The following is a 25,020-nucleotide window of genomic DNA, read 5'->3' as shown; positions in this document are numbered from 1 at the left end:
GAACAACAATGTTGAGATCCCTGAAATATTCCGCCCTGGCTCTGAGCTTGATGGGCGCGACACAGGCCATGGCAGGCCCTGATTTGACGGTGGTGTCCTTTGGTGGCGCGAACAAGGCGGCGCAGGTCAAGGCCTTCTATGCACCGTGGGAAAGCGCGGGCAACGGCAAGATCGTCGCCGGCGAATACAACGGTGAAATGGCCAAGGTCAAGGCCATGGTCGACACCAAGAGCGTGTCCTGGGACCTGGTGGAAGTGGAGTCGCCGGAACTGTCCCGTGGCTGTGACGAAGACATGTTCGAGCCCCTGGACCCGAAACTGTTCGGCAACCCGGGCGACTACGTGAAGGGCGCGATCCAGCCGTGCGGCGTGGGTTTCTTCGTGTGGTCCACGGTGCTGGCCTACAACGCCGACAAACTGAAAGCACCGCCAGGCGGCTGGGCCGATTTCTGGGACACCAAGAAATTCCCGGGCAAACGCGGCCTGCGCAAGGGCGCCAAGTACACCCTGGAATTCGCCTTGATGGCTGACGGTGTGGCGCCGAAGGATGTGTACAAGGTGCTGGCCGGCAAAGATGGCCAGGACCGTGCGTTCAAGAAGCTCGATGAGCTCAAGCCGTATATCCAGTGGTGGGAAGCGGGCGCCCAACCGCCGCAGTACCTCGCTTCTGGCGACGTGGTGATGAGTTCTGCCTACAACGGCCGGATCGCTGCCGTGCAGAAAGAAAGCAATTTGAAAGTGGTGTGGAACGGCGGGATCTACGATTTCGACGCCTGGGCCATTCCAAAAGGCCTGGCCAAGGACCGTGCTGACGCGGCGAAGAAGTTCATCGCCTTCTCGGTGCAGCCGCAGCAGCAGAAGACCTATTCGGAAAACATCGCCTACGGCCCGGCCAATACCCAGGCGGTACCGTTGCTGGCGAAGGACATCCTGAAGGATATGCCGACTACCCCGGAAAACATCGCCAACCAGGTGCAGATCGACGTGAGCTTCTGGGCGGATAACGGTGAGCAACTGGAGCAGCGCTTCAATTCCTGGGCTGCCAAGTAACCACCGCACCCAGGGTGGATGGGCTTTTTGTGGCGAGGGGGCTTGTCCCCCGTTGGGCTGCGAAGCGGCCCCAAAACCAGCCACCGCGGTCAGTCTAATAAACCACAGTGGCTTTACTGGGGCTGCTGCGCAGCCCAACGGGGGACAAGCCCCCTCGCCACAGGTGTGGGCCTTCACAGGTCTGCATTCTTTTTTACGATCCGGAGTTCGCCATGGCCCTCGCCATTCCCAGCCCCACCCTGAAACAGCGCCTGGCGCGTGCCGAGCGGCTCAACCGCTGGAAGGCCCAGGCCCTGATCGCGCCATTGGTGGTGTTTTTGCTGCTGGTGTTCCTGGTACCGATTGTGGCGCTGCTCTACAAAAGCGTCGGCAACCCGGAAGTGGTGGGCGGCCTGCCGCGCACGGTGGTGGCGGTGACGGCCTGGGACGGTCGTGGCTTGCCTGGCGAGCCGGTGTACCAGGCCATCAGCGAGGACCTGGGCGAAGCCCGGAAAAACTCGACCCTGGGCGACCTCTCCAAACGCTTGAACATGGAGCTGGCGGGCTATCGCAGCCTGCTGACAAAAACCGCGCGGGCGCTGCCGTTCACCGAAGCGCCTGCCTCCTATAAAGAAGCGCTGGAAAACCTCGACGAACGCTGGGGCGACCCGGCGTACTGGCAAGCGATCCGGCGCAACACCAGCAGCCTCACGCCATACTACTTGCTGGCCGCCGTCGATCACCGCATCGACGACCTCGGCGAAATCGCCCCGGCCACCCCGGACCAGGCGATCTACCTCGATATCTTCGCCCGTACGTTCTGGATGGGCCTGGTCATCACCGTGTGCTGCCTGCTGCTGGCCTATCCGTTGGCTTACCTGCTGGCCAACTTGCCGGCGCGGCAAAGCAACCTGCTGATGATCCTGGTGCTGCTGCCGTTCTGGACCTCGGTGCTGGTGCGCGTGGCGGCCTGGATCGTGTTGCTGCAGTCCGGCGGCTTGATCAACAGCGCGCTGATGGGCATGGGCCTGATCGATAAACCGGTGGAACTGGTGTTCAACCGGCTCGGCGTCTACATCTCCATGGTGCACATTCTGCTGCCCTTCATGATTTTGCCGATCTACAGCGTGATGAAAGGCATCTCGCCCACCTACATGCGGGCGGCAATCTCCCTGGGCTGCCACCCATTCGCCAGCTTCTGGCGCGTGTACTTCCCGCAGACCTACGCAGGCGTTGGTGCCGGCTGCTTGTTGGTGTTCATTTTGGCGATTGGCTACTACATCACCCCGGCCTTGCTGGGCAGCCCGAACGACCAGATGGTCAGCTACTTCGTGGCCTTCTACACCAACACCAGCATCAACTGGGGCATGGCCACGGCCTTGGGCGGCTTGCTGCTGCTGGCCACCGTGGTTCTGTATTTGATCTACAACTGGCTGGTGGGCGCCAGCCGCCTGCGCCTGAGCTAAGGAGACCGTTGCGATGCTGAGCCCTTATATGTCGCCCGTGGAACGGGTCTGGTTCTACAGCTTGCGGATCCTCTGCGGCCTGATCCTGTTGTTCCTGATCTTGCCGGTGCTGGTGATCATCCCGCTGTCGTTCAACAGTGGAAGTTTCCTGGTCTACCCGCTGCAAGGTTTCTCGCTGCACTGGTACCAGGATTTCTTCGGTTCGGCGGAATGGATGCGCGCCCTGAAGAACAGCATCATCGTGGCTCCGGCGGCTACAGTGCTGGCGATGGTGTTCGGCACGCTGGCGGCGATTGGCCTGACCCGGGGGCACTTTCCCGGCAAGGCGCTGGTGATGGCCCTGGTGATTTCGCCGATGGTAGTGCCCGTGGTGATTATCGGTGTGGCCAGTTACCTGTTCTTCGCGCCGCTGGGCCTGGGCAACAGCTTCTTCTCGCTGATCGTGGTGCACGCGGTGCTGGGCGTGCCGTTTGTGATCATCACCGTGTCGGCGACCTTGCAGGGGTTCAACCATAACCTGGTGCGGGCGGCGGCCAGCCTGGGCGCGTCACCGCTGACGGCGTTTCGTCGGGTGACCTTGCCATTGATTGCCCCGGGGGTGATCTCCGGGGCGCTGTTCGCCTTTGCCACCTCGTTCGATGAAGTGGTGGTGACGCTGTTCCTTGCCGGGCCCGAGCAGGCAACCTTGCCCCGGCAGATGTTCAGCGGCATCCGTGAAAACCTCAGCCCGACGATTGCGGCGGCGGCGACCTTGCTGATTGCCTTCTCGGTGGTGCTGTTGCTGACCCTGGAATGGCTGCGCGGGCGTAGCGAGAAACTGCGTACGGCCCAGGTCTAAAGCCAAACAGAGATCAAAATGTGGGAGCGGGCTTGCTCGCGAAGGCGGTGTGTCAGTCAACAGAGATATCGACTGGCCTACCGCCTTCGCGAGCAAGCCCGCTTCCACATTGGGTTTGTGTCTATTCAGTAGCTGAATGCAAGACAACCAGCCCAAGTCAGCTAATCTTGTGCCAGCCCATAACTGATAAGAGGCCGCGCACATGAGTACTTCCTCATTCAAGATCGCCCACAAACTGCTCACCGGCCCAGGCGCCATCGAGCAACTGGCCGCCGAGCTGACGCGGCTGGATGTCGACAACCCGCTGATTGTCACCGATGCGGCACTGGTCAAGTCCGGCACCGTGGCGCTGGCGCTGGAACACCTGGGCGAACGGACCTACGAGATTTTCGACCGCGTGCTGCCCGACCCGGAAATCGCCATCGTCGAGGACTGCATGCGCGTCTACCGCGAAGGCGGGCATGACGGCCTGATCGGCGTCGGCGGCGGCAGTGCCATCGACATCGCCAAGAGCGTGGCGGCCTACGCCGGTTACCACGGCGCCCTGGCCGACCTGTTCGGCGTGGACCAGGTGCCGCGCAAAGGCCCGCCGCTGATCGCGATTCCCACCACCGCCGGCACCGGTTCGGAGGTGACCAACGTGGCGATTCTGTCGGACAAGGTCGCGCAACTGAAAAAAGGCATCGTCAGTGATTACCTGCTGCCGGACGTGGCCCTGATCAGCCCGCAGATGACCCTGACTTGCCCGCGCAGCGTCACCGCCGCCAGTGGGGTGGACGCATTGGTGCACGCCATCGAATCCTACCTGTCGCTGAATGCCTCGCCGATCACCGATGCACTGGCCATCGGGGCGATCAAACTGATTGCCAAGGCGTTGCCCAAGGCCTACGCCAACCCCGCCAACCTTGAGGCCCGGGACGACATGGCCACCGCCAGCCTGATGGCCGGGATGGCGTTCGGGAATGCCGGCGTGGGCGCGGTGCATGCGTTGGCCTACCCGTTGGGCGGGCGTTTCAACATCGCCCACGGCGTAAGCAATGCCTTGCTGCTGCCCTACGTGATGCACTGGAACAAGCTGGCGTGTGTGGAGCGCATGCAGGAGATTGCCGAGGCCATGGGCGTGAATATCACGGGGCTGAGCGCCGTGGATGCCGCCGACCAGGCCGTCGATGCGATGACGCGACTGTGTGCCGCAGTCGAGATTCCGTCCGGCCTGCGCAGCTTCGGTGTGCCTGAAGATGCGATCCCGGCCATGGCGGTAGAAGCGGCGGGGATCGAGCGGCTGATGCGCAACAATCCGCGCAAGCTCAGCGCCGCGGATATTGAGAAAATCTACCGGGCAGCTTATTAACCATTGAGCGAGGTCACGGTGCGCGCGGCAAAGCATGAGGTATACAATGCGCGCCATCGTGATTTAGCTCAAAAAGGTGCGTCATGCAGCCCTTCGTCATTGCTCCATCGATTCTCTCCGCCGACTTCGCCCGCCTGGGCGAGGAAGTGGACAAGGTGTTGGCCGCCGGTGCCGACTTCGTTCACTTCGATGTCATGGACAACCACTATGTGCCGAACCTGACCATTGGTCCGATGGTCTGCGCCGCCCTGCGTAAATACGGCGTGACCGCGCCTATCGATGCGCACTTGATGGTCAGCCCGGTGGACCGCATCGTCGGTGACTTCATCGAAGCCGGCGCGACCTACATCACCTTCCACCCGGAAGCCACGTTGCACGTGGACCGCACCCTGCAACTGATCCGCGAGGGCGGTTGCAAGGCGGGCCTGGTGTTCAACCCGGCCACTCCGCTGAGCGTGCTTGAGTACGTGATGGACAAAGTCGACATGGTGTTGCTGATGAGCGTCAACCCGGGCTTCGGCGGGCAGAAGTTCATCCCCGGCACTCTTAACAAGCTGCGTGAAGCGCGGGCGCTGATCGATGCGTCGGGCCGTGATATCCGCCTGGAGATCGACGGTGGCGTCAACGTCAACAACATCCGCGAAATCGCCGCGGCCGGTGCCGACACCTTTGTGGCCGGTTCGGCAATCTTCAATGCCCCGGACTATCAGGAAGTGATCGCCAAGATGCGTGCAGAACTGGCGCTGGCGCGTCCATGAGTGGCTTTGAGCAACTGTTCCCCGGCAAACTGCCACGGCTGGTGATGTTCGATCTGGACGGTACGTTGATCGATTCAGTGCCGGACCTGGCCGCGGCGGTGGACCAGATGCTGCTCAAGCTGGGGCGCAAGCCGGCGGGTATCGAGTCGGTGCGCGAGTGGGTCGGCAATGGCGCGCAGATGCTGGTGCGTCGGGCCTTGGCCAACAACATCGAGGCCGAGGGTGTCGATGAGGTGGAAGCCGAGCATGCGCTTGAGCTGTTCAACGTGGCCTACGAAAACGGCCACGAACTGACCGCGGTTTATCCCGGCGTGCGCGACACCCTGAAATGGCTGCACAAGCAGGGCGTGGAAATGGCCCTGATCACCAACAAGCCGGAGCGTTTCGTCGCACCGCTGTTGGACCAGATGAAGATCGGCCGGTATTTCCGCTGGATCATCGGCGGCGATACCTTGCCGCAGAAGAAGCCCGACCCGGCCGCGCTGTTCTTCGTGATGAAAATGGCCAATATCCCGGCGTCCCAATCGCTGTTTGTCGGCGATTCGCGCAGTGATGTGCTGGCGGCGAAAGCGGCGGGGGTCAAGTGCGTGGCCTTGAGTTACGGCTACAACCATGGCCGGCCGATTGCCGAAGAATCCCCGGCGCTGGTGATTGATGACCTGCGCCTGTTAATCCCCGGTTGCTTGGGAACGGGCGCTGAGATAACGTTGCCCGACGCTGTTCCATCCCCTTCTGGAAATCCCATCGTGGTGGTCACTCGCAAACTCTGGATGAAAGTCATCAAGGCCCTGGCCCGCTGGCGTTGGCGCGCCTGACTGATCCTCGCCGCGCTGCGGCACGTTTGCACACCTGACCGTTAGACCCTCAAGCCACGAGGCACCTCATGATCCGCGAAGAATTCCTGCGTTTGGCCGCTGCCGGCTACAACCGTATCCCCATGGCCTGCGAAACCCTGGCCGACTTCGACACCCCGCTGTCGATCTACCTGAAACTGGCCGACGAGCCCAACTCCTATCTGCTGGAGTCGGTGCAGGGCGGCGAGAAATGGGGCCGTTATTCGATCATCGGCCTGCCGTGCCGCACGGTGCTGCGGGTACATGATCACCATGTGAGCATCACCCTGGACGGCGTCGAGATCGAAAGTCACGATGTGGAAGACCCGCTGGCCTTCGTCGAGGAATTCAAGGCGCGCTACAACGTGCCGACCATCGCCGGCCTGCCGCGCTTCAACGGCGGCCTGGTGGGTTACTTCGGCTACGACTGCGTGCGCTACGTGGAAAAACGCCTGGGCAAATCCCCGAACCCCGATCCGTTGGGCGTGCCGGACATTCTGCTGATGGTTTCCGACGCGGTGGTGGTGTTCGACAACCTCGCGGGCAAGATGCACGCTATCGTGTTGGCGGATCCTTCCCAGGCCGATGCGTTCGAGCAAGGCCAGGCGAGCCTGGAAGCGCTGCTGGAAAAACTGCGCCAGCCGATCACCCCGCGTCGCGGCCTGGACCTCAGCCGTCCACCGGCGGCTGACCCGGTGTTCCGCTCCAGCTTTACCCAGGATGACTACGAGCGTGCGGTCGATACCATCAAGGAATATATCCTTGCCGGTGACTGCATGCAGGTGGTGCCGTCGCAACGCATGTCCATCGACTTCAAGGCCGCGCCGATTGATTTGTACCGGGCGCTGCGCTGTTTCAACCCGACGCCGTACATGTACTTCTTCAACTTTGGCGACTTCCACGTCGTGGGCAGTTCGCCGGAAGTGCTGGTGCGGGTCGAAGACAACCTGATCACCGTGCGCCCGATTGCCGGCACGCGCCCTCGCGGTGCGACCGAAGAGGCCGACCTGGCGCTGGAACAGGACCTGTTGAGCGACGACAAGGAAATCGCCGAGCACTTGATGCTGATCGACCTGGGCCGCAACGACACCGGGCGTGTCTCGGAAATCGGTTCGGTGAAACTCACCGAGAAGATGGTGATCGAGCGTTATTCCAACGTGATGCACATCGTGTCCAACGTCACCGGCGAGCTGAAGGCCGGGTTGACGGCGATGGATGCACTGCGGGCGATCCTGCCGGCGGGCACCTTGTCCGGCGCACCGAAGATTCGCGCGATGGAAATCATCGACGAGCTGGAGCCGGTGAAGCGGGGTGTGTATGGCGGCGCGGTGGGGTATTTCGCCTGGAACGGGAATATGGACACTGCGATCGCGATCCGTACGGCGGTGATCAAGGACGGCGAACTGCATGTGCAGGCGGGCGGCGGGATCGTGGCCGACTCGGTACCGGCCCTGGAATGGGAAGAGACGCTGAACAAGCGCCGGGCGATGTTCCGCGCGGTGGCGTTGGCTGAGCAGACCCCGCAGGACTGAAGTCAGACGTAGATCAAAAATGTGGGAGCGGGCTTGCTCGCGAAGGCGGTGTATCAGTCGACATATAAGGTGACTGTCGCACCGCTTTCGCGAGCAAGCCCGCTCCCACATTTGGTATTTGTCAGTTTCAAGTCCGAGTCAGAAATCCAGACTCACCCCGACACTCAGCCCTTGCTGGGTAAAGTTGTCATCCTTTCTCACGTTATAGGCCGCGTTCAACGCCAGGTCCTTGGTCACCTTGTGGGTAATCCCCAGGTTCAAGCGATCCGAATTGCTGCGTGGCGTGTAGCCGTCCAGTTTGAAATCAATCCCCGGCACGCTGTTGAGGGACATGCCCACTCGCTGCGTATCGTTTTCAAACTCGTGCTCGTGGGCCACTTCGCCAAACACCAGGGTTTGCGGGGTGAAGCGGTAGTTGGCTTGTAATCCGATTCCCAAACGCTTGGAGTCGCGCTGTTGGTCATCAAACGTCAGCGCGGTGGAACGGGCATCTTTCTCCGAATAACCATTCACCTCGACCCGCGAATAGTCAGCGCTGATAAAGGGTGAGAAGTGCCACTCGCTGTTCGGCTCGGCGATGTCATACCCAACCCGTGCGCTCAATGCCCATAGCCAGCCGTCGGTGTCGCCTTTCTCGGTGCCTTCGCTGATGCCCAGGGCGAACTTGCGCTTGAGGTTGTCGAAGTCCAGTTTGCCGCCGGTCAATGCGGCGTCGGCCCACCAGTGATCTTCCTGATATTGGGCGAACGCGGTGCCCAGGTAGCTGTTGAGCTTGTAGTCCGAATCGCTGGCGCCGGCCTCAAGACTCTGGCGATAGAAGCCTGCTACCACACCCACGCGCCACTCGTCATTGAGCCTGTAGCTGCCACCGATGTTCAGGTTATAGCCGCTGCCGTCACCGCTGGCCGAGCTGTTCTGATCATCGAAGTCCAGGTGCTGGCCGCCAGCGTCGACGATCGCCCGCCATTGGCCCACGGCCTGCCAGCTACGGGAGTCGGCTTGCCATTGGTTGCGCAATGAATCCTGATGGGCGCGCAAGGTGCCTTGGGCCATTTCCGGAAGCAGGGTGATTTCCCAGGGCGCAGCCAGCAGTGAATACGCGTAGTCGGCGATCAGTACCTGGCCGGCCTCGGTCGGGTGCACGGTGTCGTTGTAAATCAGCTTGGTCGGGTCCGGATTGGTGCCGCCGACGCCATACACCGGATTCCTGCAGGTGGTGCCGCTGAAGCACGTCTGGTTGAGGTTCTGGTCGGTGGCAAAACCAAAACGCCCGGGATCGGCAAAGGTTTCCTTGAGCAGCAATGGAATGTTCAGCGGGATGATCTGCGCATCGATTTGCGACAGGCGCTGTACCAGGGTCTGGTTGAACGCGCCGGCCAGGGTGCTGACGGCCCCTTGGAGCGGGGTGCCATTGACGGCAGGTGTCAGGCCCAGGTCCGGCAGCATCCATACCATTACATAACGGGCGCCAGCCTGTTGCAGCGCCTGGGCGCTGTCGGCCAGGCGCCCGGCTGCGGCCGAGGCCTGGTCGGAGCTGAGGACCAGGCCGTCGAGGAAGTCATTGCCGCCGCCGGAGAGAAAGTACAACGCGTTGGGGTCGGCTCGGCCCCCCGTTGATGCCAGGTATCCGGGACGTGTACGCAATACCTGCCCGGTGTCGCTGTCGGTGACGGTGGAGTTACCGGTGATGGCATCGTAGATCTGTTGGGTGGTGTAGCCGCCGACGGCCCAGTTATTGCCGTCTGGCTGGCCCAGCGCGGCGCGCTCCGGCGAGGTCGAGGCATTCAGGTCGCCCGGGGCAACCCCCAGCTTGCCGCCCAATAACGTCGAGGAGATCAGCGATGTGCTTTCGCCGCTGCCGTCGAAGTATTGCGGGCCGGTGCGGTTGGTGAAGCGATAGGTTGAGCCCGGTGCGCCAGGGTCGGCAAATGTACCGGCGTCGGCCAGGCTGTCACCGAAAACGACCATCGTCGAATAAGGCGAGGGCGCGGCGAAGGCTTGCGAGCATGCCAGCGCCAAGAGGCAGCCGACGATGGGGGTGAAATAGGGCATCTTGGTCATGAGTCCGTCCATGATTTTGTTTTTTTGTCAGCACTGTGACTGTAGCGCCCTTGGAAGGGTTCTGAAAAGTTTGACGCCAATTATCAGTCGGGCAGTTTCCCCCGTATTTGCGGCTCGATATTGCACCGTTGGCGAGGCTACGTTACTGTGCCTGAACGTATGAATGAGACCCTCCCCGTGTTGATCATCAGCAAACTCTTGATGCGAGTAGTCAAGGCACACGCCCGTTGGCGTTGGCGCGCCTAACTTTTCTCTACCGGCCCCGCCGGACCTGTACCGATTTGCCTTCTTCACCCTCTGTTAAACGCCCCTTGCCGACCAACCCCGGCAACCGGAAAGTGCGTCTGGCAGCGGGTCACTCCCTTGGAAGGCCGTCATTAGAAGTCAGTGAATTCAAGAGGTTTTAACCCACATGTTGCTGATGATTGATAACTACGACTCCTTTACCTACAACGTTGTGCAGTACCTGGGCGAGCTCGGCGCCGAGGTCAAGGTGGTGCGCAACGACGAATTGACCGTGGCCCAGATCGCCGCGTTGAACCCTGAACGCATCGTCGTCTCCCCAGGCCCGTGTACGCCGACCGAAGCGGGCATCTCCCTCGAAGCCATCCAATACTTTGCCGGCAAGCTGCCGATCCTGGGCGTGTGCCTGGGCCATCAGTCCATCGGCCAGGCCTTTGGTGGCGACGTCGTCCGCGCCCGCCAGGTAATGCACGGCAAGACCAGCCCGGTATTCCACAAGGACCAGGGCGTATTCCAGGGTTTGAACCTGCCGGTAACGGTAACCCGCTACCACTCGCTGGTGGTCAAGCGTGAAACCCTGCCCGAGTGCCTTGAGCTGACGGCCTGGACCCAACTGGAAGACGGCTCCGTCGACGAGATCATGGGCCTGCGTCACAAGACACTGAACGTCGAAGGGGTGCAATTTCACCCGGAATCGATTTTGACCGAGCAGGGCTTCGAGCTGTTCGCTAACTTTCTCAAGCAGAGCGGCGGCACGCGCTAAGGACTTTTCATGGATATCAAGACTGCCCTGAGCCGTATCGTCGGCCATCTGGACCTGAGCACCGCTGAAATGAGCGATGTGATGCGCGAGATCATGACCGGTCAATGCACCGACGCGCAGATCGGCGCGTTCATGATGGCCATGCGCATGAAGAGCGAGAGCATCGACGAAATCGTCGGCGCTGTGTCGGTCATGCGTGAGCTGGCCGACAAGGTTGAACTCAAGACCCTCGACGGCGTGGTCGACGTGGTCGGCACCGGCGGCGACGGTGCGAACATTTTCAACGTGTCGACGGCTTCTTCCTTTGTGGTGGCCGCTGCCGGCTGCACCGTGGCCAAGCATGGTAACCGCGCGGTGTCGGGTAAAAGCGGCAGCGCCGATTTGCTGGAAGCAGCAGGTATCTACCTGAACCTGACCCCGGTACAAGTGGCGCGCTGCATCGATCATGTCGGCATCGGCTTCATGTTTGCCCAGTCCCATCACGGCGCGATGAAACACGCCGCCGGCCCGCGCAAGGACTTGGGCCTGCGTACCCTGTTCAACATGCTCGGCCCGCTTACGAATCCGGCCGGTGTGAAGCATCAGGTAGTGGGCGTGTTCAGCCAGGCGCTGTGCCGGCCATTGGCTGAAGTCCTGCAGCGCCTGGGCAGCAAGCACGTGCTGGTGGTGCATTCCAAGGATGGCCTCGACGAGTTCAGCCTGGCAGCACCGACCTTCGTGGCGGAGCTGAAGAACGACCAGGTCACCGAGTATTGGGTCGAGCCAGAAGACCTCGGCATGAAAAGCCAGAGCCTGCACGGCCTGGCGGTAGAAAGCCCGGCAGCCTCCCTTGAACTGATTCGCGATGCCCTGGGACGCCGCAAGACCGAAAACGGCCAGAAAGCCGCAGAAATGATTGTGCTCAACGCCGGTGCGGCGCTGTACGCCGCGGATCACGCCTACAGTCTTAAAGAGGGTGTTGCCCTCGCTCATGATGCATTGCATACCGGGCTGGCGCGCGAAAAGCTCGAAGAACTGGGTGCGTTTACTGCGGTGTTCAAAGTGGAGAATGAAGGATGAGTGTTCCGACCGTTCTGGAAAAAATCCTGGCCCGCAAGGCAGAAGAAGTCGCCGAGCGCCGTGCCCGGGTCAGCCTGGCTGAGCTGGAAGGCCTGGCGAAAACCGCCGATGCACCGCGTGGGTTCGCCAATGCGCTGATCAAGCAGGCCAAGGAAAAACAGCCGGCCGTTATCGCTGAAATCAAGAAGGCTTCGCCGAGCAAGGGCGTGATTCGCGAGATCTTCATCCCTGAAGACATTGCCAAAAGCTACGAGAAGGGCGGCGCGACCTGCCTCTCGGTGTTGACCGATATCGACTATTTCCAGGGTGCCGACCTGTACCTGCAGCAAGCGCGTGCGGCGTGTTCGCTGCCGGTGATCCGCAAGGACTTCATGGTCGACCCGTACCAGATCGTCGAAGCCCGTGCCTTGGGCGCCGATTGCGTGCTGTTGATCGTCTCCGCACTGGATGACGTGAAAATGGCTGAACTGGCGGCCGTGGCCAAGAGCGTCGGCCTCGACGTGCTGGTGGAAGTGCACGACGGTGATGAACTGGAACGCGCGTTGAAAACCCTCGACACACCGTTGGTGGGCGTCAACAACCGCAACCTGCACACCTTCGAAGTCAGCCTGGAAAACACCCTCGACCTGTTGCCGCGCATCCCGCGCGACCGGTTGGTGATCACCGAAAGCGGCATCGTCAATCGCGCCGATGTGGAACTGATGGAAATCAGCGGCGTGTACTCGTTCCTCGTCGGCGAAACCTTCATGCGTGCCGAGAACCCGGGGGCTGAATTGCAGCGCCTGTTCTTCCCGGAGCGTGGCGTTGCCGTCAGTGGCTCGACCCTGGATTGATCATGACCCAGCCGGTGGCGATGACGGTCGAGGCAGGCCTTAAGGCCGAGCAGGATTTGCTCGCCGCGGTCTGTGCCGGCGAGCAACCGTTCGGCCTGCTTTTCTGGCAGCCCAGCGATCAAGCGTTGGTGATGCCTCGTCGTTTGAGCCGCCTTCCGGCATTCGAGACCGCCAGCCAGGTGTCGGCAGGCGCCGGTTGGCCGGTGCTGCTGCGGGAAACGGGCGGTGAGCCTGTCCCGCAATCGGCAGCCACGGTCAATATCGCGTTGGTCTACGCGCCACCACGCAGTGAAGGTGACCAGGGCCGTATCGAAACCGGCTACCAGCGTCTGTGCCAGCCGATTTGCGACCTGCTGATCGAGTTGGGTGGCAACGCGTCGGTGGGCGAGATCGACGGTGCGTTTTGCGACGGTCGCTACAACGTCAACCTTGATGGTCGCAAAATGGTCGGTACCGCCCAGCGCTGGCGCCAGAGTGGCGGGCGCCCGGTGGGGTTGGTGCATGGTGCGTTGCTGCTGGATGACGATCGCGTCGAATTGATCGCCGCGGTCAATCGCTTCAATGAAGCATGCGGCCTGGAACAACGGGTGCGCGCCGAAAGCCACATCGCCCTGCACGAAGCCTTTGCGGCGCCAGGTGCGATTGCCCGGCTTGATACGTTGTACCGTCAGATGCTTGCGAGTTTCCTGCCGGTTTAACGCGTACCGAAGACCACCATGGTCTTGCCTTTGACATGCACCAGGTTGCGTTCCTCCAGGTCCTTGAGCACACGGCCAACCATTTCCCTTGAGCAACCGACGATCCGCCCGATTTCCTGGCGGGTGATCTTGATCTGCATCCCGTCGGGATGGGTCATGGCGTCCGGTTGCTTGCACAACTCCAGCAGGCAGCGGGCAACCCGGCCGGTGACGTCGAAGAACGCCAGGTCGCCGACTTTGCGCGTGGTGTCTCTCAGGCGCTGTGCGATCTGGCCGCTCAGGGCGTACAGAATGTCGGGATCCTGCTGGGCCAGTTCGCGAAATTTCGTATAGCTGATCTCGGCGACTTCGCATTCGACCTTGGCCCGCACCCAGGCACTGCGTTGCTGTTCCTTGCCGGCTTGTTCGAAAAGCCCGAGTTCACCGAAGAAATCACCGGTATTGAGGTAGGCGATGATCATTTCGCGACCATCGTCATCCTCGATCAGGATGGTGACCGAGCCTTTGATAATGAAGAACAGGGATTCCGAGCGCTCGCCCGCGCAGATGATGTTGTGCTTGGCTGGATGACGCCGGCGCTGACAATGCATCAGCAGTTTGTCGAGGTTCTTGATTTTGGGTGTGGGAGTAATAGCAACCATGGTTGTATCCCGAAAAGACTGCACGGTGTTGGTGAGCTTGTTTTTTTATCCAGCGCGATCAACGGCTAAGCTACATCATCCAATGGATGGCAATGCGCCATTGATTTGGCGCCAGCTTAACAGACACATTCTGACTTCATTAGGGAATTTACCCAGCAAACCCTGCTGTTGATCGCTTTCATGGGAAACGCTGCCGGCCCAAAGTGCTGTGCTAAGCTGGCGACCCTTTTTTAGCAGTGGAGTCTGGGCGATGAAGGCACGCATCCAATGGGCGGGCGAAGCCATGTTCCTCGGTGAGTCGGGCAGTGGCCACGTGGTGGTCATGGACGGCCCGCCGGAAGCCGGTGGCCGCAACCTGGGCGTACGCCCGATGGAAATGCTCCTGCTCGGTGTAGGCGGTTGCAGCAATTTCGATGTGGTGAGCATCCTGAAGAAGTCCCGCCAGGCGGTGGAAAGCTGCGAAGCATTCCTGGAAGCCGAGCGTGCCACCGAAGACCCGAAGGTGTTTACCAGGATCCACATGCACTTTGTCGTCAAGGGCCGGGCGTTGAAAGAAGCCCAGGTCAAGCGGGCCATCGAGTTGTCGGCGGAGAAGTACTGCTCGGCCTCGATCATGCTGGGCGCTGCGGGCGTTGCCATCACTCATGATTACGAGATCATTGAGTTGGGCTGATTCTTCAATCGGCAGGCAAAAAGAAAGGGCGCTTGATAGCGCCCTTTTTTGTTTTCTGCTGAAACTAGATGCGGTACGTGCTTTTGGTCATGACCTTGGCCAGCAGGCTCATGCCAAATTTCACCGGTGCCGGGAAGCGGAAGCCGCCCGCGTCCAGCGCGCTTTCGGCGTGATGTTCTTCATCAATGCGCATCTGCTCAAGAATCGCCCGGGACTTTTCGTCTTCAGCCGGCAGTTGCTCGAGGTGTTCATTGAGGTGTTTGCACACCTGATGCTCGGTGGCGGCCACAAAACCCAGGCTGACTTTGTCGCTGATCAGTCCGGCCACCGCACCAATGCCAAACGATAAGCCGTAGAACAGCGGGTTCAGCACGCTCGGATGGCTGTTCAACTGGCGAATGCGTTGTTCGCACCAGGCCAGGTGATCGATTTCTTCTTCGGCGGCATGTTCCATCGCGGCGCGCACTTGCGGCAGCTTGGCGGTCAGGGCCTGGCCCTGGTACAGCGCCTGGGCACAGACCTCGCCGGTATGGTTGATACGCATCAGGCCGGCGACGTGGCGGGTGTCGGTCTCGCTCATCTGCGCTTCGGGCCGCACGATGGCGGGCGACGGGCGGTGCGGTTGGCCGCTGAATGGCAGCAGCGTGCGCATGGCCGTATCGGCTTGCAGCAACAGACGATCAATCGGCGAGTAGTGACGTTGGGTAGTCATGCTGACCTCCGGGAAGAATCTCGGCGGCCAGTTTACCGCAAGAGAGGGGGAAGCGTTTGCGCTGGGTCAAATTGCTTGTGTGGCGAGGGAGCAAGCTCCCTCGCCACAGGTAGTGCTCAGCCCGGCGGCCAGTTCATCTGGCGTTGACCTAGAACATGCATGTGGATGTGATAAACGGTCTGTCCGCCATCTTCGTTGCAGTTCATCACCACACGGAAGCCCTTCTCACAGCCTTGCTCAACCGCCAGGCGCTGGGCGGTGAACAGGATATGCCCGGCCAGCGCCTTGTCTTCCTCGGTGAGGTCGTTGAGGGTGCGGATCGGCTTTTTCGGAATCACCAGGAAATGCACGGGTGCCATTGGCGCGATGTCGTGGAAGGCCAGGACCTGGTCATCCTCGTAGATGATCTTCGCGGGTATTTCTCTGTTGATGATCTTGGTGAACAGAGTATCCACAGCTGTTTCTCCATTGTGAAAGTGCAGGGTGAGTGTACTCAGGCGATCAGCGCGGGCAATAGGCCTTGTTGATCGCGCCGGCAATCTTGCGGGTCAGCCAGCGCGGGCTCAGGCGCGGGCTGAACGCCAGCCAGCGATTACGCCGGCCGGGAATGATGATGGCTTTGTTCCTGGCCAGGGCGCGCACGGTGTAGAGCGCGACTTCTTCCGGGCTCATCAACTGTTGGCTGCGATCCAGCTTGGCGGTGTCCATTTGGGCGGTGCCGAAGAATGCGGTGCGGGTCGGGCCGGGGCAAAGTACGGAAACCTTGATGCCGCAAGTCTTCAGTTCCTCGCGCAAGCCTTCGGAAAAGTGCAGCACGTAGGCCTTGCTGGCGTAGTAAGTGCTCATCCACGGGCCGGGTTGGAACGCGGCAACCGACGCGACGTTGAGAATCTGCCCGCCGCCGTGCAGGGCCATGGCGTTGCCGAGGGCGTGGCACATGCGGGTCAGGGCGAGGATGTTGACCTCCATCAGGTCCTGCTCGGTCATCCAGTCCTGCGCCAGGAACGGACCGCTGGTACCGATGCCGGCGCAGTTCACCAGCAGGTCGATCTGCCGCTCGCCTTCTTCCAGTTCCAGCAGGAACCCGGAGAGCCGCAGGGGCTCGCCCAGGTCACAGGCGCGGAACAGCACCTCGACGCCGAAGCGCTGAGTCAATTCGATTGCAATGCTTTCCAACTGATCACGCTGGCGGGCCACCAGAATCAAGCTGCGGCCGCGACGGGCCAGTGCTTCGGCCAAGGCCAGGCCGATGCCGCTGGAGGCACCGGTGATCAGAGCGTAACGGGTCATGCGTTTCTCCATCGCAACGCTACCGGGCCTGTGACAGAGGCGTCACAGGCGTCGGGCGTTTTTCACTGTTGCGTAGAGTCTACAGGTTCGGCTGTGTCGTCAGCACTTTGCACATCGACTTCATCGACGGTGGTGGCCTGGTCGCTGTCGTCATCGGAGTTGATGGAGCTGCTTTCGTAGCTGCCGCCTACATCGCTTTCCAGTTGATCCAGGTAGCCGCTCATGCCCACCAACACCGCGCCGGCAAATACCAGCGGAATGAATGCGAGCCACAATGCGGAGAGGATTTTCACCGCAGTGGAGTTACGCGGTGGTGGCGCGCCGTACTGGTTTGCGCCCGTGTTACCGGGGAGGACCATCAGCAGGATCGGGAAGATGCTGCCAACGAAGGGCACCAGGTGCAGGAACCACAGCCAGCCGGACCAGCCCAGGTCATGCAGGCGCTGCACGGTGATCTGTACGCTGACCCACACAGCGGCCACGAGTATGGCAATCCCCACCAGGAAGCCAATGACCATGGCAATCGTCGGAGAGACCGCAGCGATACCAAGTCCGACGGTGAAGAACACGCTTGAGACGAGGAGGATCACCACGCTCAGCACCAGCGTCCACGCCAGGAAGCGCAGGCGTCCGATCCGGCCGTTGACGGTGAATACCTTAAGGGTGGAAAACTCCGGCAGGTTCTCGCCAACCGCGGCCCGGGGCGGGGCGTAAGGCGATGCGGCGGGGCGGGTGTAGCCAGTCGCGCTGCCGGAGTCCGTTTCATGGGTTTCGGCAAGGCTGAAGGCGACCGGCTGCTCTTCTTCTATCCGCGCATCCACCCCGGCGTTTTTCAGCGCTTGCAGATAGGTCTCGGCATCGGCGCGGGAAAGGTCGCGTTTCAGCGCGACCGGGCGGCCGGTGAAAAGCTTTTCGATCGCGTCGACATCACTTTTGAACAACTCGGCGAGGTTCAGCTTGGCGGTGGTGCTTTCGACACCCGGGAGCAATGCGCCATCAAACACAATCTTGAAACGGTTGTCGCTCATGCGGGCATCCTTGTCACTTGAATAGGGGAGGCCTGCCTTGATCAGCAGGCTTTGGATCGCGGATCAGCGTGGCCAGCGTTCAGGCAATTGTGCCGCATGCTCGAGCGCCTTGCGGTATTCGGCATCCAGGCGGGCCACGAGTTCATCGACGCTGGGCAAATCATCAATCTCTCCGACGCCCTGGCCGGCGGACCACACGGTCTTCCAGGCTTTGGCTTCGTCGTTGAGTGGCTTGAGCTTGGAGCCAAAATTGACTTCACCCTTGCCTTGCAGCGCGGCGAGGTCGAAACCGGCATTTTCCAGGCTCTGGCGCATGAAGCTTGCGGGAACACCGGAGACGGCTGGAGTGTGCACGATGTCGGCGGCGCGCGATGTGAGCAGCATCTCTTTATAGGCATCCGGGGCATGGCTTTCGGTGGTGCCGATAAAACGCGTGCCGAAATAGGCCAGGTCGGCGCCGAGCAGTTGCGCGGCGAGGATTTCGTGGCCGTGGTTCAGGCAACCGGCGAGCAGCAGGGTTTTGTCGAAGAACTGACGGATTTCTGCGATCAGCGAAAACGGGCTCCAGGTGCCGGCGTGGCCACCGGCGCCCGCCGCAACGGCGATCAGGCCATCGACGCCGGCTTCAGCGGCTTTTTCGGCGTGGCGCCGGGTCGTGACATCGTGGAATACCAGGCCGCCGTAGCTATGCACCGCGTCTACCAATTCTTTCACCGCGCCCAGGCTGGTGATGACGATCGGCACCTTGTGCTCGACGCAGATCGCCAGGTCAGCTTCCACCCGCGGGTTACTGTTGTGCACGATCAGGTTGACCGCATAGGGCGCCGGGTTATCCAGCAGCGCCAGGCCCGCTTCGATTTCTTCCAGCCACGCCTTGAAGCCGCTGCTTTCCCGCTGGTTGAGGGCAGGGAAGCTGCCGACGATCCCGTTGCGGCAGCAGGCCAGCACCAGTTGCGGGTTGGAGATCAGAAACATCGGCGCAGCCACGACGGGCAGGCGCAGATTTTGTTCGAGCGAAGCGGGCAGCGACATTGGAAGTACCCCGAGTAATAGAGATTAGAACGGTTTGACCACGACCAAAATTACGATAGCCAGCAATATCAGAACTGGCACTTCATTGAACCAGCGATAAAAGACATGGCTGCGGGTGTTTTCGCCACGGGCGAAACGTTTTACCTGCGCGCCGCACATATGGTGGTAGCCGATGAGCAGTACTACCAGGGTCAACTTGGCGTGGATCCACCCGCCGGATTGAAAGATGGCCGGGTTGAGGTAGATCAGCCATCCGCCGAACACCAGGCTGGCGATCATCGCCGGGCCCATGATGCCGCGGTACAGCTTGCGCTCCATCACGCTGAAGCGTTCCTTGCTGATGGTGTCCTCGCTTTGGGCGTGGTAGACGAACAGGCGCGGAAGGTAGAACAGCGCGGCAAACCAGCAGACGATGCTGACGATATGAAAGGCTTTGACCCATAGATAAAGCATTTTTAGTTATTCCCAGGTTCACGGTAGCTGAAGATAGTAGTGGCTCTTGCGTCTACACGTCATGTTGAAGGTTGTCGCAGGACGATACGAACCCTATTATCGACGGCTTTCCAGTGGGTTCGTTGAGGGCAGGTTTATGGTCAAGGTCGGTATCGTCGGCGGCACGGGTTACACCGGTGTCGAATTGCTGCGTCTGTTGGCTCAGCATCCGCAAGCTGAGGTGGTGGTGATCACTTCCCGATCCGAGGCCGGCCTGGCTGTGGCCGATATGTACCCGAACCTGCGAGGCCACTATGACGGCCTGGCGTTCAGCGTTCCGGATATCAAGACCCTGGGCGCGTGTGATGTGGTGTTCTTTGCCACGCCTCACGGTGTGGCCCATGCCCTGGCGGGCGAGTTGCTGGCCGCCGGTACCAAGGTGATCGACTTGTCGGCAGACTTCCGCCTGCAGGACGCCGATGAGTGGGCCAAGTGGTACGGCCAGCCTCACGGTGCACCGCAGTTGCTGGAAGAGGCGGTGTACGGCCTGCCGGAAGTCAATCGTGAGCAGATCAAGCAAGCACGCCTGATCGCCGTGCCGGGTTGCTATCCGACAGCTACGCAGTTGGGTTTCCTGCCATTGCTGGAAGCCGGGCTGGCGGATGCATCGCGGCTGATTGCTGACTGCAAGTCGGGCGTCAGTGGTGCTGGTCGTGGGGCCGCTGTAGGTTCGCTTTACTCCGAGACGTCGGAAAGCATGAAAGCCTATGCAGTCAAAGGCCATCGTCACTTGCCGGAAATTCGCCAGGGGCTGCGTCGTGCTGCGGGCAAGGATGTCGGCCTGACGTTTGTGCCGCACCTGACACCGATGATCCGCGGGATCCACTCCACACTGTATGCGACAGTCGTTGATCGCTCCGTAGACCTGCAGGCGCTGTTTGAAAAGCGCTATGCCAATGAGCCGTTCGTCGATGTGATGCCGGCGGGCAGCCACCCGGAGACCCGCAGCGTGCGCGGTGCCAACGTGTGCCGTATCGCAGTGCATCGTCCACAGGATGGTGACCTGGTGGTGGTATTGTCGGTCATCGACAACCTGGTCAAGGGCGCTTCGGGCCAGGCTGTGCAGAACATGAACATCCTGTTTGGCCTGGATGAGAAGCTGGGCCTGTCCCACGCGGGCATGCTGCCGTAAATTTTCTGCTGTTGCGCAAAGGCCCGTTGATCGGGCCTTTCGTGTTTTTAATGGCCGCTGCGCAGATTGATATACCGTAACAATAGTTGACCGCTTTTCTAGGAGAAGCGGATAATGCCCGCCATCACGCATATGGCGGCGCTACGCCGGGAGATTATCAGCATGAGCGTTGAATCCTTCACCCCCACGGCTTTGCAATTCACCCACGGTGCTGCGCACAAGGTGAAGAGCCTGGTCGATGAAGAGGGTAATGATCGCTTGAAGCTGCGCGTATTTGTTACGGGCGGCGGTTGTTCAGGGTTTCAGTACGGTTTTACCTTCGATGAAGACGTGGCCGATGACGACACCATCGTTGAGCGCGAGGGCGTCAGCCTGGTTGTCGATCCGATGAGCTTCCAGTACCTGGCAGGAGCCGAGGTGGACTATCAGGAAGGTCTGGAAGGTTCGCGCTTCGTGATCAAGAACCCGAATGCCACCACCACTTGTGGTTGCGGGTCTTCGTTCTCGATCTGATCGACAGCGGATATAAAAACGCCGCTTGGCCTTGATAGGGCCAAGCGGCGTTTTGCTGTGTGGGATTCAGGCGGGGTAGATCGCGCCGAGTACACGAAGGCCGCGGGCGCCGGTGACGCTGGGGCGGTTGGCGGCGATGCCTTCCAGGCAGCAATGGGCCAGCCAGGCGAACGCCATGGCTTCGACCCAGTCAGGGTCTACGCCGCAGGTGGCGGTGCTGCTGACCTGGGTCGCCGGCAGCAGGGCGCTCAGGCGGCTCATCAAGGTTGCGTTGTGGGCGCCGCCGCCGCAGACCAGCAGGGTTTCGGTCTGTGATTGGGCGGTTTGCAGGGATTCGACGATGGTCAGGGCAGTCAGCTCGAGCAATGTGGCTTGCACGTCCTGGGCTGCGAATGGCGGCAATCGTCCCAGGTGATGCTCAAGCCATCCCAGGTTGAAGACTTCGCGACCGGTGCTTTTTGGCCCCTTGGTCACAAAGAACGGATCGCTGAGCAATGCCTTGAGTAGCTGGGGTTCAACCGTCCCGCTGGCAGCCCACTGGCCATCGCGGTCGAAGTTCTCGCCGCGTTGCTGGTGAATCCAGGCATCCAGCAGGACATTCCCTGGGCCGCAGTCGAAGCCCGCGACCGGTTTGCCGGTCTCGATCAGGCTGAGGTTGCTGAAGCCGCCCACATTCAGCACGGCGCGGTTGCCCGTGCGCTCGCCAAACAGTGCCTCATGAAATGCAGGCACCAGCGGGGCGCCTTGGCCTCCGGCGGCGACATCGCGGCTGCGGAAATCACTGACGACGGTGATTCCGGTCAATTCGGTGAGCAGTGCCGGGTTGCCGATCTGCACGGTAAAACCCCGTGCAGGTTCGTGACGAATGGTTTGGCCGTGGCTGCCAATCGCTCGAATGTCCTGGGGCTTGAGGTTCTGCTGATCGAGTAGGGCGTGAATACCTTGGGCGGCAAGCGTCACCCAGTTCTGCTGCGCGAGCGCCGAACGGGCAATCTCGTCCGGGCCGCTGGCGCACAGGCCAAGCAGCTCGGAACGCAGGGATTCAGGCATGGGGATGTAGTGGGTGGCGATCAGCTTGATCGCCGGGCCTTGCTCGATCAGCGCAATGTCCAGGCCATCAAGGCTGGTCCCGGACATCACACCTATATAGAGCGACATGGCTTAGCGCTTCGCCGAAGCCAGGAGAGTGGAGCGCTCCTGGTCCATGCGGGCCATCAATGGCTGGCTCTGCTGCAGGAAGCGAGCGCGCTCGGCCTTGGCGATCGGGTCGGCCATTGGCAGCTTCTGGCCCAGTGGGTCGACGTGCACGCCGTTGACCTGGAACTCGTAGTGCAAGTGCGGGCCGGTGGACAGCCCGGTAGTGCCGATGTAACCGATCACCTGGCCCTGCTTGACGTTGCCGCCGGTCTGGATGCCCTTGGCGAAACCTTGCATATGGCCATACAGCGTACGGTAGGTGGCCCCGTGCTGGATGATCACGGTGTTGCCGTAGCCGCCACGGCGACCGGCCAGCAAGACCTTGCCGTCACCGGCAGCCTTGATCGGCGTGCCACGCGGGGCGGCGTAGTCGACGCCTTTGTGAGCGCGAATTTTGTTCAGAATTGGATGCTTGCGACCCATCGAGAAACGCGAGCTAATACGGGCGAAGTCAACCGGGGTACGGATGAACGCCTTGCGCATGCTGTTGCCGTCGGCGGTGTAGTAGCTGCTGTTGCCTTGTTTGTTGGTGTAGCGCACGGCGGTGTAGGTCTTGCCACGGTTGGTAAATCGCGCAGAGAGGATGTTGCCGGTGCCGACGACCTTGCCGTTGGCGACCTTCTGTTCGTAGATCACGTCGAATTCGTCACCCTGGCGAATGTCCTGGGCGAAGTCGATGTCGTAGCCAAACACGCTGGCCATGTCCATGGTCATGCTGTGGGACAGGCCGGCGCGGGCGGCGGACTGCGACAGCGAGCTGTTGATCACGCCGTGTACATAGGCGGAGCGCATGACCGGCTTGGTGGTGATGCGGTTGAACGCAAAGCCCTTGGCGCCTTTGGTCAGGGTGATGCTTTCCAGGTCGCTGACGTTGCTGTGCAGGTTGGTCAACTGGCCGTCGGGCGCCAGTTCGAATTCAAGCTTCTGGCCATGCTTGAGTTGGGTGAATTGCTTGGCCTGCTTGTCGCTTGCCAGTACATCGTTGACCGTCGCGGCGGGGAGGCCGACCTTTTCGAACAGGGTCGAAAGGGTGTCGCCCTTGGCGACAATGACTTCCCGGTGCAGCGGGTTCTTGGGTGCCTCTACTACCGCAGGTTCGGCCTGCGCGGTTTCCTTGGTGTCTTCGGCGCTGCTTTCGATCTGGGCAAACGGCGATTCGGCTGCGCCATTTGTGGCTTGAAGTGCGTCGGAAGCGTCTTGATCTTGTGTCAGTTGCTCAACCGGACTTTCAAGGTCAAGGCTTAGGGTCGTTCGTTTGGCTTCTACGTCGCTGGAAGGAAATACCAGGAGTGCCAGGCTCAGAAGGGCGGCGATCCCACTTGCGGCGAGCAGGTGGGTCTTCGGGTAAAGCGGCGGCGCTTTAGACGGTTCTGTGGTCATAAGTAATTTTGACTTTGAAAAGATGAATTGGAAAAGATGAATGACATGATGAAGATGAAATAACTGTATAAAATATAACCAAATCATCTGTGGTGCAAGCTTGCGAACGCTGGGCTTGCTGAACGGTGTCCGTGCGCAGGGCAAAACTTGTAATTAGTCCCTGATCTTGTATGGTTGGTTCCCTTTTGAATCTGAGCCTTGCGGGTCTGTTATGAAGTCGGTTGAAGAGCAGCTAGCGCTGATCAAACGTGGTGCGGAAGAACTGTTGGTCGAAGCTGAGCTGATCGAAAAGCTCAAGCGTGGCCAGCCCCTGCGTATTAAGGCCGGCTTTGATCCGACGGCGCCGGATCTGCACCTTGGGCATACGGTGCTTATTAATAAGCTGCGCCAGTTCCAGGAACTGGGGCATCAGGTAATCTTCCTTATAGGTGACTTCACCGGGATGATCGGCGATCCGAGCGGCAAGAGCGCTACGCGTCCGCCGCTGACCCGTGAGCAGGTTCTCGATAACGCCGAGACCTACAAGACCCAGGTCTTCAAGATTCTTGATCCGGCCAAGACCGAGGTGGCCTTCAACTCCACCTGGATGGATCAGATGGGGCCGGCGGATTTCATTCGTCTTACGTCCCAGTACACCGTTGCTCGCATGCTCGAGCGCGATGACTTCGATAAGCGCTACTCCACCAATCAGCCGATCGCTATCCATGAGTTCCTGTACCCATTGGTTCAAGGGTATGACTCGGTGGCGTTGCGTGCCGATGTCGAGCTGGGCGGTACTGATCAGAAGTTCAACCTGCTGATGGGGCGTGAGCTGCAGCGTGCGTATGGGCAAGAGGCTCAGTGCATTCTGACGATGCCGTTGCTGGAAGGGCTGGATGGCGTCAAGAAGATGTCCAAGTCCCTGGGTAACTATGTCGGTATCCAGGAGGCGCCGGGTGTGATGTACGGCAAGCTGGTTTCGATTCCGGATGCGCTGATGTGGCGTTACTTCGAACTGTTGAGTTTCCGCTCGATGGATGAGATCAATGCACTGCGTGCTGAAGTGGAAGCTGGGGCTAACCCGCGGGATGTGAAGATCAAGCTGGCTGAAGAGATTGTTGCGCGCTTCCATGGTGAAGAGGCTGCGGCCAGTGCTCACCGTGCTGCGGGTAACCGTATGAAGGATGGCGAGCTGCCGGATGATCTGCCTGAGATTGAATTGACTGCTGGCGAGGCAATGCCGATCGCTGCCGTCCTTAATAAGGCGGGCCTGGTGAAGAACTCGGCGGTGGCGCGCGACCTTCTGGGGTCTGGCGGTGTACGTATAGATGGTGAGGTTGTCGATCGCACCTTTATATACGAACTGGGCGCGACCCACGTTTGCCAGGCCGGCAAGAAGGCATTTGCGCGTATTACGCTTAAATCCGAATAAACCTGAAATTAACTGTTGACGGCGTTTTATATCTGTCTATAATTCGCCCCACTTCC

At 60.6% G+C, this 25,020-nt stretch carries 25 protein-coding genes; 15 read left to right on the top strand and 10 right to left on the bottom strand.

What is annotated here, in order from left to right:
• Positions 1 to 8 precede the first annotated feature (8 nt).
• The 7 genes from HX821_RS02445 to trpE all read left to right on the top strand — a co-directional run bounded on the left by HX821_RS02445 (position 9) and on the right by trpE (position 7,806).
• Positions 9 to 1,049, top strand: coding sequence for an ABC transporter substrate-binding protein (locus tag HX821_RS02445; RefSeq protein ID WP_003210973.1), 1,041 nt, complete (start codon positions 9 to 11; stop codon positions 1,047 to 1,049).
• A 212-nt stretch (positions 1,050 to 1,261) separates the two neighbouring features.
• A complete protein-coding gene (locus tag HX821_RS02440; protein WP_003210972.1) occupies positions 1,262 to 2,494 on the top strand; it encodes an ABC transporter permease in 1,233 nt (410 codons plus the stop codon).
• A gap of 13 nt (positions 2,495 to 2,507) precedes the next feature.
• A complete protein-coding gene (locus HX821_RS02435) occupies positions 2,508 to 3,332 on the top strand; it encodes an ABC transporter permease (RefSeq protein ID WP_003210970.1) in 825 nt (274 codons plus the stop codon).
• Positions 3,333 to 3,534: 202 nt separating this feature from the next.
• A complete protein-coding gene (locus HX821_RS02430; protein WP_003210968.1) occupies positions 3,535 to 4,683 on the top strand; it encodes an iron-containing alcohol dehydrogenase in 1,149 nt (382 codons plus the stop codon).
• An 83-nt stretch (positions 4,684 to 4,766) separates the two neighbouring features.
• Positions 4,767 to 5,441 (top strand): ribulose-phosphate 3-epimerase, encoded by a 675-nt coding sequence (gene rpe, locus HX821_RS02425; RefSeq protein ID WP_003210966.1) that lies wholly within the window; start codon positions 4,767 to 4,769, stop codon positions 5,439 to 5,441.
• The gene (locus HX821_RS02420; protein WP_177035231.1) at positions 5,438 to 6,256 is read left to right on the top strand and encodes a phosphoglycolate phosphatase; all 819 of its coding nucleotides are present in this window, start codon (positions 5,438 to 5,440) and stop codon (positions 6,254 to 6,256) included. The genes rpe and HX821_RS02420 overlap by 4 nt, the downstream gene beginning before the upstream one ends.
• Positions 6,257 to 6,324: 68 nt before the next feature.
• Positions 6,325 to 7,806: an anthranilate synthase component I gene (gene trpE / locus HX821_RS02415; protein WP_003210962.1), complete on the top strand. Its 1,482-nt coding sequence runs from the start codon at positions 6,325 to 6,327 to the stop codon at positions 7,804 to 7,806.
• 138 nt (positions 7,807 to 7,944) lie between these two features.
• On the opposite strand, the gene estP is transcribed toward trpE, so the two are convergent.
• Entirely contained in the window at positions 7,945 to 9,867 is a 1,923-nt protein-coding gene (estP, locus tag HX821_RS02410) for an esterase EstP (RefSeq protein ID WP_177035230.1), read from the bottom strand.
• Positions 9,868 to 10,279: 412 nt separating this feature from the next.
• On the opposite strand from estP, the gene HX821_RS02405 reads away from it, so the two are divergent.
• The 4 genes from HX821_RS02405 to HX821_RS02390 are packed head-to-tail and all read left to right on the top strand — an operon-like array spanning position 10,280 to position 13,463.
• Complete coding sequence (locus tag HX821_RS02405) at positions 10,280 to 10,873, top strand: aminodeoxychorismate/anthranilate synthase component II (RefSeq protein ID WP_003210957.1); 594 nt, start codon at positions 10,280 to 10,282, stop codon at positions 10,871 to 10,873.
• 9 nt (positions 10,874 to 10,882) lie between these two features.
• Positions 10,883 to 11,932 (top strand): anthranilate phosphoribosyltransferase, encoded by a 1,050-nt coding sequence (gene trpD / locus HX821_RS02400; RefSeq protein WP_003210955.1) that lies wholly within the window; start codon positions 10,883 to 10,885, stop codon positions 11,930 to 11,932.
• Positions 11,929 to 12,765, top strand: a complete 837-nt coding sequence (gene trpC / locus HX821_RS02395; protein ID WP_003210953.1) for an indole-3-glycerol phosphate synthase TrpC — start codon at positions 11,929 to 11,931, stop codon at positions 12,763 to 12,765. Before trpD ends, trpC begins: the two co-directional genes overlap by 4 nt.
• 2 nt (positions 12,766 to 12,767) lie before the next feature.
• Positions 12,768 to 13,463, top strand: coding sequence for a lipoate--protein ligase family protein (locus HX821_RS02390; RefSeq protein WP_177035229.1), 696 nt, complete (start codon positions 12,768 to 12,770; stop codon positions 13,461 to 13,463).
• Here the strand turns inward: HX821_RS02390 and crp are convergent.
• A complete protein-coding gene (gene crp / locus HX821_RS02385) occupies positions 13,460 to 14,104 on the bottom strand; it encodes a cAMP-activated global transcriptional regulator CRP (RefSeq protein ID WP_003210949.1) in 645 nt (214 codons plus the stop codon). The two genes, HX821_RS02390 and crp, sit on opposite strands and share 4 nt — an antisense overlap.
• 250 nt (positions 14,105 to 14,354) lie before the next feature.
• Between crp and HX821_RS02380 the strand changes: the two genes are divergently transcribed.
• Positions 14,355 to 14,777 (top strand): OsmC family protein, encoded by a 423-nt coding sequence (locus HX821_RS02380; protein ID WP_003210947.1) that lies wholly within the window; start codon positions 14,355 to 14,357, stop codon positions 14,775 to 14,777.
• Between the two features lie 64 nt (positions 14,778 to 14,841).
• On the opposite strand, the gene coq7 is transcribed toward HX821_RS02380, so the two are convergent.
• The 6 genes from coq7 to hemJ form a co-directional block, all read right to left on the bottom strand.
• Positions 14,842 to 15,489, bottom strand: a complete 648-nt coding sequence (coq7, locus tag HX821_RS02375; RefSeq protein WP_003210945.1) for a 2-polyprenyl-3-methyl-6-methoxy-1,4-benzoquinone monooxygenase — start codon at positions 15,487 to 15,489, stop codon at positions 14,842 to 14,844.
• 116 nt (positions 15,490 to 15,605) lie between these two features.
• Positions 15,606 to 15,944 (bottom strand): histidine triad nucleotide-binding protein, encoded by a 339-nt coding sequence (locus tag HX821_RS02370; protein WP_003210943.1) that lies wholly within the window; start codon positions 15,942 to 15,944, stop codon positions 15,606 to 15,608.
• A 46-nt stretch (positions 15,945 to 15,990) separates the two neighbouring features.
• Positions 15,991 to 16,779, bottom strand: coding sequence for an SDR family oxidoreductase (locus HX821_RS02365; RefSeq protein ID WP_003210941.1), 789 nt, complete (start codon positions 16,777 to 16,779; stop codon positions 15,991 to 15,993).
• Positions 16,780 to 16,841: 62 nt separating this feature from the next.
• A complete protein-coding gene (locus tag HX821_RS02360; protein ID WP_087694716.1) occupies positions 16,842 to 17,807 on the bottom strand; it encodes a DUF805 domain-containing protein in 966 nt (321 codons plus the stop codon).
• 63 nt (positions 17,808 to 17,870) lie between these two features.
• Positions 17,871 to 18,839, bottom strand: a complete 969-nt coding sequence (locus HX821_RS02355; protein ID WP_008434459.1) for a nitronate monooxygenase family protein — start codon at positions 18,837 to 18,839, stop codon at positions 17,871 to 17,873.
• A gap of 24 nt (positions 18,840 to 18,863) precedes the next feature.
• Positions 18,864 to 19,292 (bottom strand): protoporphyrinogen oxidase HemJ, encoded by a 429-nt coding sequence (gene hemJ, locus HX821_RS02350; RefSeq protein ID WP_003210937.1) that lies wholly within the window; start codon positions 19,290 to 19,292, stop codon positions 18,864 to 18,866.
• A gap of 136 nt (positions 19,293 to 19,428) precedes the next feature.
• Here hemJ and argC point away from each other — a divergent pair, with 136 nt between their 5' ends.
• Positions 19,429 to 20,463, top strand: coding sequence for an N-acetyl-gamma-glutamyl-phosphate reductase (gene argC / locus HX821_RS02345; RefSeq protein ID WP_003210935.1), 1,035 nt, complete (start codon positions 19,429 to 19,431; stop codon positions 20,461 to 20,463).
• Between the two features lie 162 nt (positions 20,464 to 20,625).
• A complete protein-coding gene (gene erpA, locus HX821_RS02340) occupies positions 20,626 to 20,976 on the top strand; it encodes an iron-sulfur cluster insertion protein ErpA (RefSeq protein ID WP_003176443.1) in 351 nt (116 codons plus the stop codon).
• A 66-nt stretch (positions 20,977 to 21,042) separates the two neighbouring features.
• Here erpA and HX821_RS02335 read toward each other — a convergent pair whose 3' ends face one another.
• Together HX821_RS02335 and HX821_RS02330 are read right to left on the bottom strand one after the other, a co-directional pair.
• On the bottom strand, positions 21,043 to 22,134 hold the full coding sequence (locus HX821_RS02335; RefSeq protein WP_177035228.1) for an anhydro-N-acetylmuramic acid kinase: 1,092 nt from the start codon (positions 22,132 to 22,134) through the stop codon (positions 21,043 to 21,045).
• A gap of 3 nt (positions 22,135 to 22,137) precedes the next feature.
• The gene (locus tag HX821_RS02330) at positions 22,138 to 23,553 is read right to left on the bottom strand and encodes a peptidoglycan DD-metalloendopeptidase family protein (RefSeq protein WP_003210931.1); all 1,416 of its coding nucleotides are present in this window, start codon (positions 23,551 to 23,553) and stop codon (positions 22,138 to 22,140) included.
• Positions 23,554 to 23,764: 211 nt separating this feature from the next.
• Between HX821_RS02330 and tyrS the strand changes: the two genes are divergently transcribed.
• Positions 23,765 to 24,964, top strand: coding sequence for a tyrosine--tRNA ligase (gene tyrS, locus HX821_RS02325; protein WP_003210928.1), 1,200 nt, complete (start codon positions 23,765 to 23,767; stop codon positions 24,962 to 24,964).
• The last annotated feature ends 56 nt before the right edge of the window (positions 24,965 to 25,020 follow it).

Source organism: Pseudomonas sp. B6001, assembly GCF_013386015.1.
GTDB lineage: Bacteria > Pseudomonadota > Gammaproteobacteria > Pseudomonadales > Pseudomonadaceae > Aquipseudomonas.
Note: the sequence above shows the minus strand (reverse complement) of the source record. Positions and strands in the feature narration are given on the sequence as shown.

Excerpts from the sequence above, each read along its gene's own strand:
- HX821_RS02445 (WP_003210973.1), top strand. The coding sequence starts at position 9 with ATGTTGAGATCCCTGAAATATTCCGCCCTGGCTCTGAGCTTGATGGGC.
- HX821_RS02440 (WP_003210972.1), top strand. The coding sequence starts at position 1,262 with ATGGCCCTCGCCATTCCCAGCCCCACCCTGAAACAGCGCCTGGCGCGT.
- HX821_RS02435 (WP_003210970.1), top strand. The coding sequence starts at position 2,508 with ATGCTGAGCCCTTATATGTCGCCCGTGGAACGGGTCTGGTTCTACAGC.
- HX821_RS02430 (WP_003210968.1), top strand. The coding sequence starts at position 3,535 with ATGAGTACTTCCTCATTCAAGATCGCCCACAAACTGCTCACCGGCCCA.
- rpe (WP_003210966.1), top strand. The coding sequence starts at position 4,767 with ATGCAGCCCTTCGTCATTGCTCCATCGATTCTCTCCGCCGACTTCGCC.
- HX821_RS02420 (WP_177035231.1), top strand. The coding sequence starts at position 5,438 with ATGAGTGGCTTTGAGCAACTGTTCCCCGGCAAACTGCCACGGCTGGTG.
- trpE (WP_003210962.1), top strand. The coding sequence starts at position 6,325 with ATGATCCGCGAAGAATTCCTGCGTTTGGCCGCTGCCGGCTACAACCGT.
- estP (WP_177035230.1), bottom strand. The coding sequence starts at position 9,867 with ATGACCAAGATGCCCTATTTCACCCCCATCGTCGGCTGCCTCTTGGCG.
- HX821_RS02405 (WP_003210957.1), top strand. The coding sequence starts at position 10,280 with ATGTTGCTGATGATTGATAACTACGACTCCTTTACCTACAACGTTGTG.
- trpD (WP_003210955.1), top strand. The coding sequence starts at position 10,883 with ATGGATATCAAGACTGCCCTGAGCCGTATCGTCGGCCATCTGGACCTG.
- trpC (WP_003210953.1), top strand. The coding sequence starts at position 11,929 with ATGAGTGTTCCGACCGTTCTGGAAAAAATCCTGGCCCGCAAGGCAGAA.
- HX821_RS02390 (WP_177035229.1), top strand. The coding sequence starts at position 12,768 with ATGACCCAGCCGGTGGCGATGACGGTCGAGGCAGGCCTTAAGGCCGAG.
- crp (WP_003210949.1), bottom strand. The coding sequence starts at position 14,104 with ATGGTTGCTATTACTCCCACACCCAAAATCAAGAACCTCGACAAACTG.
- HX821_RS02380 (WP_003210947.1), top strand. The coding sequence starts at position 14,355 with ATGAAGGCACGCATCCAATGGGCGGGCGAAGCCATGTTCCTCGGTGAG.
- coq7 (WP_003210945.1), bottom strand. The coding sequence starts at position 15,489 with ATGACTACCCAACGTCACTACTCGCCGATTGATCGTCTGTTGCTGCAA.
- HX821_RS02365 (WP_003210941.1), bottom strand. The coding sequence starts at position 16,779 with ATGACCCGTTACGCTCTGATCACCGGTGCCTCCAGCGGCATCGGCCTG.
- HX821_RS02360 (WP_087694716.1), bottom strand. The coding sequence starts at position 17,807 with ATGAGCGACAACCGTTTCAAGATTGTGTTTGATGGCGCATTGCTCCCG.
- HX821_RS02355 (WP_008434459.1), bottom strand. The coding sequence starts at position 18,839 with ATGTCGCTGCCCGCTTCGCTCGAACAAAATCTGCGCCTGCCCGTCGTG.
- hemJ (WP_003210937.1), bottom strand. The coding sequence starts at position 19,292 with ATGCTTTATCTATGGGTCAAAGCCTTTCATATCGTCAGCATCGTCTGC.
- argC (WP_003210935.1), top strand. The coding sequence starts at position 19,429 with ATGGTCAAGGTCGGTATCGTCGGCGGCACGGGTTACACCGGTGTCGAA.
- erpA (WP_003176443.1), top strand. The coding sequence starts at position 20,626 with ATGAGCGTTGAATCCTTCACCCCCACGGCTTTGCAATTCACCCACGGT.
- HX821_RS02335 (WP_177035228.1), bottom strand. The coding sequence starts at position 22,134 with ATGTCGCTCTATATAGGTGTGATGTCCGGGACCAGCCTTGATGGCCTG.
- HX821_RS02330 (WP_003210931.1), bottom strand. The coding sequence starts at position 23,553 with ATGACCACAGAACCGTCTAAAGCGCCGCCGCTTTACCCGAAGACCCAC.
- tyrS (WP_003210928.1), top strand. The coding sequence starts at position 23,765 with ATGAAGTCGGTTGAAGAGCAGCTAGCGCTGATCAAACGTGGTGCGGAA.